This is a genomic window from Bradyrhizobium sp. BRP56, from assembly GCF_020194035.1.
GTDB lineage: Bacteria > Pseudomonadota > Alphaproteobacteria > Rhizobiales > Xanthobacteraceae > Bradyrhizobium > Bradyrhizobium australafricanum.
This window is the reverse complement of sequence record NZ_JADYVV010000044.1, coordinates 65,271-75,522: the sequence shown is the minus strand read 5'-3', so window position 1 is coordinate 75,522 and position 10,252 is coordinate 65,271. Positions and strand designations below refer to the sequence as shown.

At 64.0% G+C, this 10,252-nt stretch carries 8 protein-coding genes; 4 read left to right on the top strand and 4 right to left on the bottom strand.

Annotated features, from left to right (window positions below):
* Positions 1-227: 227 nt before the first annotated feature.
* On the bottom strand, positions 228-1,385 hold the full coding sequence (locus I6F38_RS27575) for a cysteine desulfurase family protein (protein WP_225162555.1): 1,158 nt from the start codon (positions 1,383-1,385) through the stop codon (positions 228-230).
* A 460-nt stretch (positions 1,386-1,845) separates the two neighbouring features.
* Between I6F38_RS27575 and I6F38_RS27570 the strand changes: the two genes are divergently transcribed.
* A complete protein-coding gene (locus tag I6F38_RS27570; RefSeq protein WP_016843213.1) occupies positions 1,846-2,493 on the top strand; it encodes an alpha/beta hydrolase in 648 nt (215 codons plus the stop codon).
* A gap of 191 nt (positions 2,494-2,684) precedes the next feature.
* On the opposite strand, the gene I6F38_RS27565 is transcribed toward I6F38_RS27570, so the two are convergent.
* The 3 genes from I6F38_RS27565 to I6F38_RS27555 all read right to left on the bottom strand — a co-directional run bounded on the left by I6F38_RS27565 (position 2,685) and on the right by I6F38_RS27555 (position 4,881).
* Positions 2,685-3,014, bottom strand: coding sequence for a multidrug efflux SMR transporter (locus I6F38_RS27565; RefSeq protein ID WP_225162553.1), 330 nt, complete (start codon positions 3,012-3,014; stop codon positions 2,685-2,687).
* Between the two features lie 3 nt (positions 3,015-3,017).
* On the bottom strand, positions 3,018-3,695 hold the full coding sequence (locus I6F38_RS27560) for a glutathione S-transferase family protein (protein ID WP_225162552.1): 678 nt from the start codon (positions 3,693-3,695) through the stop codon (positions 3,018-3,020).
* Positions 3,696-3,777: 82 nt separating this feature from the next.
* Complete coding sequence (locus I6F38_RS27555) at positions 3,778-4,881, bottom strand: anhydro-N-acetylmuramic acid kinase (RefSeq protein WP_225162551.1); 1,104 nt, start codon at positions 4,879-4,881, stop codon at positions 3,778-3,780.
* A 152-nt stretch (positions 4,882-5,033) separates the two neighbouring features.
* Here I6F38_RS27555 and tyrS point away from each other — a divergent pair, with 152 nt between their 5' ends.
* The 3 genes from tyrS to I6F38_RS27540 all read left to right on the top strand — a co-directional run bounded on the left by tyrS (position 5,034) and on the right by I6F38_RS27540 (position 10,073).
* Entirely contained in the window at positions 5,034-6,287 is a 1,254-nt protein-coding gene (gene tyrS / locus I6F38_RS27550; RefSeq protein WP_225162550.1) for a tyrosine--tRNA ligase, read from the top strand.
* A 56-nt stretch (positions 6,288-6,343) separates the two neighbouring features.
* Positions 6,344-7,594, top strand: coding sequence for an MFS transporter (locus I6F38_RS27545; RefSeq protein WP_225162549.1), 1,251 nt, complete (start codon positions 6,344-6,346; stop codon positions 7,592-7,594).
* An 874-nt stretch (positions 7,595-8,468) separates the two neighbouring features.
* A complete protein-coding gene (locus tag I6F38_RS27540) occupies positions 8,469-10,073 on the top strand; it encodes an alkaline phosphatase family protein (RefSeq protein WP_225162548.1) in 1,605 nt (534 codons plus the stop codon).
* Positions 10,074-10,252 lie beyond the last annotated feature (179 nt).

Here is a 10,252-nt window from a genome sequence, read left to right as displayed (position 1 = left end):
AGATGAAGCGGACGGTGTCTTCCGACAGCCCCTTCGGGGCCTTGTCGGACTCGATCAGCGTCTCAAACCCATATCGATACTGGTCGACGTCGATGCGCCGGACGCGCTCGACCGTCTCTTGTACAGCAGGCATTCAATCCTCCGCTCGCGGTTTCAAGGACCGCGGTGGATCTCAAGTTCCGAAAATCTCTTACGATGCTTTGATGACGAAATCCGCTTAGAACAGTTCAAGCTGTGTTTCGTCGTCTCCCCTTAACTAAGGTATCGGCGAGCTTTCGCCAAGCCTTGAGGGTCAAATCCACGTCTGTCTCCGTGGTAGACCAGCCAAGACTGAGCCGCACCGCTCCCTGGGACACCTCCGGACGGTATCCCATTGCCTCCAGCACGTGGGACGGCTGGACCTTGCCCGACGAGCAGGCGGAACCGGACGAGACCGCGATTCCCCCGAGGTCGAACCCGATGACCGCCGTCTCGGCCTTCATGCCGGGTGCCGTGAACAGAACGGTATTAGGCAACCGCTTGACGTCATCGGAGAACACCAGCACGTCCGGCGTCTGCCGCAGCCCGTGCTCGAGCCGGTCGCGCAATCCCCTGACGCGGGCCGCGTCGCCCTTCAGCGCCGCCATCGCGGCCTTGGCGGCCGCACCGAACCCGGCGATGCCGGCGATATTCTCGGTTCCTGCCCGCCGCCCGAGCTCCTGCCCGCCGCCGCGCAGAAACGCCTCCAGACCCTCGACGCCCTCGGCGAGCACCAGCGCGCCTGCGCCCTTCGGTCCGCCGATCTTGTGCGCCGACAGCGTCACCAGGTCGGCCTGCGTCGAGGCCAGATCGAATGGGATCTTGCCGAACGCCTGGATCGCATCGACATGCAGCAGCCCGCCGGCCGCATGGACGATTGCGGCGACATCAGCCACCGGCTGAATGGCACCGGTCTCGTTGTTCGCCAGCATCACCGAGACCAGAGCCGGCGGACCGTCCGCCAGCAGTGCGCGCAGATGGTTGAGATCGATCACGCCGGCCCGCGTGACATGGATTGCGGCGGTCGCCTCGGTCGCAAACCGACCGCCCGCGAGCACGGACGCGTGCTCGATCGCCGACACCAGGAGCCGCTGCACCGGCGCGCCCGCAGCACGGCGCAATCCCGGCGTCAGTGCGAGCGCATTGGCTTCGGTCCCGCCGGAGAGAAACACCACGTCCTGCGGCCGGCCGCCGACCGCCTTCGCCACGGCATTGCGGGCATCCTCAAGCAGCCGTCGCGCCCGCCGGCCCTCGCTGTGCACCGAGGACGGGTTGCCGATCAACTCCCACGCCGCAGCCATCGCCGCCTTCGCCTCCTGGCGAAGCGGCGTGGTGGCATTCCAATCGAGATAGACGCGATCGGCCATGGAGCTATCCGCGGCAACCACCATGGTTGCGGCCTTCACTGCGAGATAACGACAGTTGACGACCGAGACCAGATCAGACGTCACCGGCACGGGAGATTTTTCACGCGCGGCGGGAGCCTTGCTGCCGCGAGACACGGCGTTCGCGATCCCTTGAGCACGATAGCATTATAACAGGCTGAAACGTCAGGTAGCCTTCGAAGCGATCCGGCGTGTCGATCCGGATCGCCGTCGCCGCGTTCGGCAACGTGCGCGTTGCGACGCGGATTCGCGACCGCCAAGCGGCACAATTTCCTTGATTTTTGCCCCTTGCGTCATGCTAGAAGGCCTCCAGCGTGCCGCGCGGCGGTGCCTGCGCCGATTTCATCACGAGCTGCTCTGTTCGCGAACCGTCGCTGAAGATGGCTCCAACCGGTTGATTGATCGACGTCAATCAAGGGAACGCGGCAATCAAGGGAACACAATGCCTGAAGTCATTTTCACCGGCCCTGCTGGCCGCCTCGAGGGCCGCTACCACCCGGCCAAGCAGAAGAACGCGCCGATTGCGATGATCCTGCATCCGCATCCGCAGTTCCACGGCACGATGAACCACCAGATCGTCTATCAGTGCTACTACGCGTTCGCGCATCGCGGCTTCTCGGTGCTGCGCTTCAACTTCCGTGGCGTCGGCCGCAGCCAGGGCTCGTTCGATCACGGCACCGGCGAATTGTCTGACGCCGCGAGCGCGCTCGACTGGGCGCAGGCGATCAATCCGGAGGCGCGCGCCTGCTGGGTTGCGGGCTTCTCGTTCGGCGCTTGGATCGGCATGCAGCTTCTGATGCGCCGGCCGGAGGTCGAGGGATTCATCTCGATCGCGCCGCCCGCCAATCTCTACGACTTCTCGTTCCTTGCACCCTGCCCGTCGTCGGGCCTGATCGTGCACGGCGACAAGGATGCCGTGGTGCCGCCCAAGGACGTCAACACGCTCGTCGAGAAGCTGAAGACGCAGAAGGGCATCGTGATCGACCAGCAGGTCATCCCCGGCGCCAACCACTTCTTCGACGGCAAGCTCGAGCCGCTGATGGAGACGGTGACCGGCTATCTCGACATGCGTCTCGCCAACGTGCGCTGACGCGATCTTGTAGCCCGGATGGAGCGAAGCGAAATCCGGGATCACTGTCTCAGCGGTTAGACCTGCCCCGGATTGCGCTTCGCTCCATCCGGGCTACGGATTCCACGTAGCCCGCATGAGCGAAGCGACATGCGGGGCGCGACCGACAAGAACCCGGATATCGCTGCGCTCATCCGGGCTACGGCACTGACCTATTCCGGCGCCAGCTTCAGTGCGGTGATGCCGATCAGCACGAATGCGATTCCCGCGACTTTCATCGGGTTGAGCGCCTCGTTGAACAGCAGCACGCCCATGGCCAGCGTGCCAGCCGCGCCGATGCCGGTCCACACCGTGTAGGCGACGCCGACGCCAAGCACCTGCAGCGCGCGTCCGAGCAGGAACACGAACGCCGCGAGCAGCAGCAGCGAGACCAGCGTCCAGCCGAGCCGCGTATAGCCTTCGGCATATTTCATCGAAACCGCCCAGCCGACGTCCAGCAGGCCGGCGATGATGAGCGCGATCCAGGCAACCGAGTGCGACATGGCTTACGCGGCAAGCTTCAGCATATGCGCGCGGTGGCCGACCAGGAACGCGTGCAGCAGCGCCGGATAATCAGGCGACACCGCGCTGCGTACGCTCGGCCGCTGTGCCAGCGCGCTGCGCCAGGCGCGAAGTTTTGGCGTGTGCGTGAAAACAGCGAGATCGGTCAGCTGGTCGAACAGATCGAAATAGCGGAAGATCGGCGCGAACACCGCATCCACCAGACTGAAATTCTGCCCGGCGAAGAACGGACCGGCGCCGAGCGCAGCCTCGACGCGCGCGAATTTCGCCGCGACCGCCTGCCGCTTGCTCTCGAAGGCCGCGGCATCTGTCGCAGTCTCGAGCCCCCAGAGATCGCCGAGAATGGCCGAGCCGAACTCCATCCAGGCGCGATGCTCGGCGCGCGTCAGCGCGTTCTCCGGATGCAGCTTCTCCCCCGCCTGCGTCTCCTCGATGTACTCGCAGATCACGTTGCTCTCGAACAGCGCGACCTCCTTGCCGTCGTCGCGCGTCACCAGCAGCACCGGCACCTTGCCGAGCGGCGAGATCTTCAGGAACCAGTCCGGCTTGTTGGCGAGATCGATGTCGATCCGCTCGAACGGCACGCCCTTCTCACCCAGTGCGATCACCGCGCGTTGCACATAGGGGCAGAGCTTGTGGCTGATCAGTTTCAGGGCGGCCATGACGAACCTCGCGTTCAATGCAACTGCATCGAATTAAATGCAACGGCATGGAACTGTCAAGGTAGATGCAATTGCATCTAAATCACGGTCGCGCGATAATGCCCCCGGTCATCGGGATCGGCACCCCCGTGGTGGCGGGATAGCTCAGCGGCAGGCCCTTCATGCCGCGCGCGGCAAGGAAGCCGAACGCCTGCGCCTCGATCGCGTCCGCCGCCCAGCCGAGCGCCTCGGCCGGCTCGACGGTCGCCGGCGCCAGGCGCTCGCGCAGCATCCGCAGCATCGTGAGGTTGGAGGCGCCGCCGCCACAGATGATCCAGCTTTTCGGCCGTTTCGGCAGCAGCGGCACGATGCGGGCGATGGCCGCGGCAGTGAAGGCGGTCAGCGTCGCGGCGCCATCGGCCGGCGCCACGGCGCCGAGCTTGAGGCTGGCGAAGTCGTTGCGGTCGAGCGATTTCGGCGGCGGCAGGGCAAAGAACGGCAGCTTCAACGCCTGTGCGATCCAGGGCTCGTCCGGTTTGCCCAGCGCGGCGAACTTGCCGGCGGTGTCGAACGGCTGGTGCATCTGACGGAACATGAAGTCGTCGAGCAGCGCATTGCCCGGCCCGGTGTCGCAGGCGATCAACGTGTCCGTGCCGTCGATATAGGTGATGTTGGAGACGCCGCCGATATTGACCACGACGATCGGCCCCTCGCGGTTCAGCGATTGCACCAGCGCGCGGTGGTAGACCGGCACGAAAGGCGCGCCCTGCCCGCCGGCCTCGACGTCGGCGGCGCGGAAATCGTGCATCACCGGAATGTGGATCACCTTGGCGAGCGCCAGGGCATCTCCGATCTGCACCGTCAACCTCCGCTCGGGGCGGTGCAGCACGGTCTGGCCATGGAACCCGACGATGTCGATGTCCTGGGCCGAGATCCGGTGCTGGGCCGTGAAGCTGGCGACCGCCTCGGCATGGGCGGTGGTGACGGCCTGCTCGGCCTGCCGCAAAATCCCCGGCCGGGCGTCGCGCCGCGACAGATGGACCGCCTCCGTCAGCGCCTGGCGCAGCAGGCTGCGCTCGCCTTCGGTATAAGGCCGATAGCCCGAGGGCCCGAAGGCCTTGATCTGGCGGCCGTCGGTCTCGATCAATGCCACGTCGACCCCGTCGAGCGAGGTGCCGCTCATCAGACCGAGTGCCGTTAACATCATGTTGGAAGCGCCCCAGCCGGGAACCCCCGGCTTGTCTCAAACAAGTACATCCTATAATGCCACTGCGCGTCCGCCTGCGGCAGCCTCAAGCATCAAGGTTCCGCAAATAGATGCAAAAACCGTAAAACAAGAATGATCTGGCTCGCCGACAAATGACTGCATTTAAATCGGATTTCCTGAACACTTTACAGGAACGCGGCTTCGTCCACCAGTGCTCCGATTTCGAGGGCCTCGACGCGCTCGCCGCGAAGGGCGAGGCAACCGCCTATGTCGGCTATGATTGCACCGCACCGTCGCTGCACATCGGCAACTTCCTCACCATGATGATGCTGTACTGGCTGCAGCAGAGCGGCAACAAGCCGATCACGCTGATGGGCGGCGGCACCACGATGGTCGGCGATCCCTCCGGCAAGGACGAGACGCGCGCGATGCGCACGGTTGCGGAGATCGAAGCCAACAAGGCCTCGATCCGCGGCGTGTTCGCCAAGGTGCTGCGTTACGGCAATGGGCCTTCCGACGCCATCATGCTCGACAATGCCGAGTGGCTGACCAAATTGAACTGGATCGAGATGCTGCGCGACATCGGCCGGCACTTCTCGGTCAACCGCATGCTGACCATGGACTCGGTGCGGCTCCGGCTCGAGCGCGAGCAGGAAATGAGCTTCATCGAATTCAACTACATGGTCTGCCAGGCCTACGACTTCGTCGAGCTGTCGCGCCGCGCGGGCTGCCGGCTGCAGATGGGCGGCTCCGACCAGTGGGGCAATATCGTCAACGGCGTCGATCTCGGCCGCCGCATGGGCACGCCGCAACTGTTCGCGCTGACCACGCCGCTGCTCACCACCGCCTCCGGCGACAAGATGGGCAAGACCGCCAAGGGCGCGGTGTGGCTCAACGCCGACCAGTTCTCGCCCTACGATTTCTGGCAGTACTGGCGCAATGTCGAGGACGCCGACGTCGTCAAGTTCCTCAAGCTGTTCACCATCCTGCCGATGAGCGAGATCAGCAAGCTTGCGGCGCTGGCCGGCGGCGAGATCAACGAGGCCAAGAAGGTGCTGGCGACCGAGGCGACCGCCCTGCTCCATGGCCGCGATGCAGCGAACGAAGCCGCCGAGACCGCGCGCCGCACCTTCGAGGAAGGTGCGCTGGCCGAAACCTTGCCGACGGTGGAAATTCCGCGCGGCGAATTTGAAGCCGGCGTCGGCGTGCTGGTCGCCTTCGTCAAGGCCGAGCTCGTCGCTTCCAACGGCGAAGCGCGCCGGCAGATCAAGGGCGGCGGCCTTCGCGTCAACGACGCTGCCGTGACCGATGAGAAGATGCTGCTGACTTCGGCCAATTTCACGCCGGAAGGCGTGGTGAAACTGTCGCTCGGCAAGAAGCGCCACGTCCTGCTGAAGCCTGCATAGGCGCATTCGCATTTGTCGGTTGTCGGGAGTGCGGAAAGCGCGCTCCCATCTTTCCGATGGACCAGCAGACCACGCCTCCGAACGACACGCTTGCAACGCCGGCGAAGCAGTCCCGCGTCGCGCTGAACGTGCTCGCGCTCTGCTTCGTGCTGTCGGTGCTTGGGCGCGGCCTTAGCGACAGCTTCACCGTTTTCCTGAAACCGATCTCGGAAAATTTCGGCTGGGACCGCGCCTCTGTGGTGTCGGTCTACTCGCTGACCTGGCTCGCCAGCGGCCTGACCGCGCCACTGGTCGGACGCCTGTTCGACCGCTCGGGTCCGCGCGTGGTCTATGCGCTCGGCCTCTCGCTGCTCGGTTGCGCCTTCCTCGTCGCCTCGCGCGCGCAAGCACTCTGGCAATTCCAGCTCAGCGTCGGCCTCTGCGTCGGTTTCGGCACCGCGCTGATCGGCAATGTGTCGAATTCGATCCTGCTCGGCCGCTGGTTCGGACCACGCCTGCCGACCGCGATGGCCGTGATGTATTCGGCGACCGGCGCCGGCCTGTTGCTGCTGTTGCCGCTGTCGCAGGTTCTGATCGACCGGATCGGCTGGCGCGAGGCCTATCAGGTGTTCGGCATCGGCGCGCTCTGCCTGCTTGTTCCGCTGGTCTTTCTGCCATGGCGGCTGCTCGCCGGCGGATCGCCGCATATCGTCAGGAAGGCGGAAAGCAGCTTGGCCGACGAAGGCTGGACGCTGCTCGGCGCAATGCGCCACCACGCCTTCTGGGCGCTGTTCTCCACCTTCTTCTTCACCGCGATCGCGATGTATGCGCTGACCGCGCAGATCGTCGCCTATCTGATCGATGTCGGCTTCCCGCCGCTGCAGGCGGCAACCGCCTGGGGCTTCTCCGGCGTCGCGCTGTTCGTCGGCATGCTCGGCGTGTCCACCCTCGACGGCATCATCGGCCGCCGGCCCTCGGTGTTGTTCAGCTACGGCGTCTCGATCCTCGGCATCATTCTGCTCTGGCTGCTGCAGTGGTATCCGAATTACTGGCTGCTGACCGGCTTCATCATCTGCTTCGGCAGCATGATCGGCTCGCGCGGCCCGCTGATCACCGCGACCGCGCTGAAGATCTTCCGCGGCGAGCGCGTCGGCACGATCTACGGGACGATCATGATCGGCAGCGGCCTCGGCTCCGGCCTTGGCTCATGGGGCGGCGGCCTGATCCACGACTGGACCCACAGCTACAATCCGTTGATCGCCTTCGCGCTGGTCAATGTGGTGCTCGGCCTGATCCCGTTCCTGGTGGTGCCGGCGCTGCGACGGTGAGTTCGGACGCGTCCGCTTGCCCCTGCGGAGGCGATGTGGAATCCGACATGAACGCATGCCGGCCTTGGACCCAACACCTTGGGCCGATAGGCGGCATTCGCGAAATGAAACAGGCCGCCAACAGCAGCGGCCCTAGTCGATGGCTCCAATTCCTTGATTGCGAGAACCGACTCGAGCGGCCTTGTAAGCCCGGAAGTCGATCCTCTGGTCCGGTACTGCTAGCCGCAGCGACGAACTCTCCGGACCGATCCGTCGTCACGCTCGATCGTGACGGTGCGGCATCCGCGATATCCGCGATCATACCCGTAGGCGCGATAAGCGGGTCGATCGTAGTCTCGGTAGTAACGGGGCTCCGGGCCCACTCTCACGCCGCCGAGCGGAGTATCAACGGCAACCTGAGCTGACGCGGGTGCAATGGAGATCGGCGTGGCCATAGCGAAACCGGCGACCGCCAGTACACCAGCCAATAACAGGGCTCTCATGAGAGTTCCTCCTGAGTTTGTTGAATTGCTCTCCAACATCCCAGACAGGGCAAGGTTCCTGCGCGAACCTCATCCGGACGGCGGGCCGCTCGGACTTGGTCGCAGCCTCGGATGAATGCGGACAGAAACCGGCCAGCGCCTGTTCCCAAACCAAGCAGATGCAACCGGGATGTCTGTCGAGGGTCGAAAGCAGGCTCGGCGCGCCGCAAATAACCCCGGAGGCCAGCAAGACAGATATTGCCGCAGATATTCGCTCGATCCAGGCTTCTTCCTCCATCGAGGGGCCTCCATGGATATGCGTACAGTCATGACATCATCATTCCGGTTTCACATCGCCGTCGTGTTCGCAGCGGTATTCAAGGACGCCGATTTCTCCAGAAAGGGCGTCAATCATGAATGGATTTGGAAAGCTCGCGATTGCAGTATTGCTTGGCTCGACCGCGCTCGGCGCACCCGCGCGCGCCGACGATGACGATCATCGTGAGCATCGTGCCATCGAGCACGTGCTCTTGATCAGCGTCGACGGCATGCACGAGGTCGACCTGCAGCGTTACGTCAAAGGCCATCCCAAATCGACCTTCGCCAAGCTGCTGAGGCACGGTGTGCACTACACCAATGCGCACACCTCCTACCCCTCGGATTCGTTCCCAGGACTGTTGGCATTCATGACTGGCGCCTCACCAAAGACGCACGGCGTCTTCTACGATGACACTTACGACCAGACCCTGTATCCGCCCGGAAGCAACTGTCAGGGCAAACCGGGCACCGAAGCCACATATTTCGAAGCGCTTGACTACGATCTAAGCAAGCTTGACGGCGGCGGTCCGGCCAATTCCGATCACATCAATCCGGCGAACCTGCCGCTGCGCAAGGTCGGCGGCGCTTGCCAGCCGGTCTATCCGCACGCCTACCTGAAGAACGACACCACAACGATCATGGAGGTCATCCACGAGGCCGGCCTGCGCACGGCCTGGTCGGACAAGCACCCGGCCTATGAGATCATCAGCGGCCCGTCCGGCAAGGGTCTCGATGAACTCTACGCTCCCGAGATCAATTCGACGACCCTGCTTGCCACCGCACCTCAGTTGATCCCGACGCCCAAAGCCAGTGACGACTGGACCGTGAACCCAGTCTACACCCGCTACTACGACAACCTGAAGGTCACCTCAGTCCTGAACTGGATCAAGGGCCTCGACCATACCGGGACGAAGACCGTCGGCGTGCCGGCGCTCCTGGGCATGAACTTCCAGGCCGTCAGTGTCGGCCAGAAGATCACCGCCGACGGCTACACGGACGCGGCCGGCACACCGAGCACGGAGCTCGAATTGTCGCTCGACTTCGTCGACAGCTCGCTCGGCCAGATGCTTGAACAGCTCGACAAGCAGCATCTCACCAGGAACACCCTCGTCATCGTCGGCGCGAAGCACGGCCAGTCACCGATCGACGTGGGCCAGCTTCACATGCTCAAGGGCAGCACCAATCCGAGGCTGCCGCTGGGCCATCCCGACGTCGTCGACCCGGTCGACCTGTTGGCCGCCGGCGGCGTAAAGGCGGCCCTGGAGACAGCCGACGATGTCTCGCTGATCTGGCTGGCCGATCAGAGCCAGGCCACCAGGGCCGTCAGCATTCTCGAGAACGACAAGGTTCTCCTCAACCAGGCCCGCATCGAAAAGATCTATGCCGGCGACGAGTTGAAGGACAAATTCGGCAACCCGGCCCAGGGCCGCACGCCCGACATCATCATCCAGCCGATCCACGGCACGATCTACAGCGCGAGTTCGAAGAAGGTGTCCGAGCATGGCGGGTTCACCGACGACGATACTCACGTCCTGCTGGTTGTCGCCAACCCGGGCTTCGAAGGCGCGGTGGTTGATGAGAAGGTCGAGAACAAGCAGGTTGCGCCGACCATCCTGCGTGCGCTCCACCTCAACGCCAATAAGCTCACAGGCGCTCGCGCAGAGCATACCGCCGCGCTGCCCGGTTTCGACGACCGCTGAATTGAACGACTCCGGAAGACGTTAAATCAACGGCGCCCGATGCCACTCTCGGGCGCCGTTCTGTTTTGCCATTCTGGAAGGTCGACACTAAAGCGCGATGAGATCGGGTTGAATCATCATCGCGCCTTGGCTCTTTGTTTGAGCATGATCTCTTCGGAAAACCGCTTCGCACTTTTCCG

What these genes read in the sequence shown, in the direction of transcription:
- I6F38_RS27575 (WP_225162555.1), bottom strand. Translation starts at nt 1,385, where the DNA reads ATGGCCGATCGCGTCTATCTCGATTGGAATGCCACCACGCCGCTTCGC.
- tyrS (WP_225162550.1), top strand. Translation starts at nt 5,034, where the DNA reads ATGACTGCATTTAAATCGGATTTCCTGAACACTTTACAGGAACGCGGC.
- I6F38_RS27540 (WP_225162548.1), top strand. Translation starts at nt 8,469, where the DNA reads ATGAATGGATTTGGAAAGCTCGCGATTGCAGTATTGCTTGGCTCGACC.
- I6F38_RS27570 (WP_016843213.1), top strand. Translation starts at nt 1,846, where the DNA reads ATGCCTGAAGTCATTTTCACCGGCCCTGCTGGCCGCCTCGAGGGCCGC.
- I6F38_RS27565 (WP_225162553.1), bottom strand. Translation starts at nt 3,014, where the DNA reads ATGTCGCACTCGGTTGCCTGGATCGCGCTCATCATCGCCGGCCTGCTG.
- I6F38_RS27555 (WP_225162551.1), bottom strand. Translation starts at nt 4,881, where the DNA reads ATGATGTTAACGGCACTCGGTCTGATGAGCGGCACCTCGCTCGACGGG.
- I6F38_RS27560 (WP_225162552.1), bottom strand. Translation starts at nt 3,695, where the DNA reads ATGGCCGCCCTGAAACTGATCAGCCACAAGCTCTGCCCCTATGTGCAA.
- I6F38_RS27545 (WP_225162549.1), top strand. Translation starts at nt 6,344, where the DNA reads ATGGACCAGCAGACCACGCCTCCGAACGACACGCTTGCAACGCCGGCG.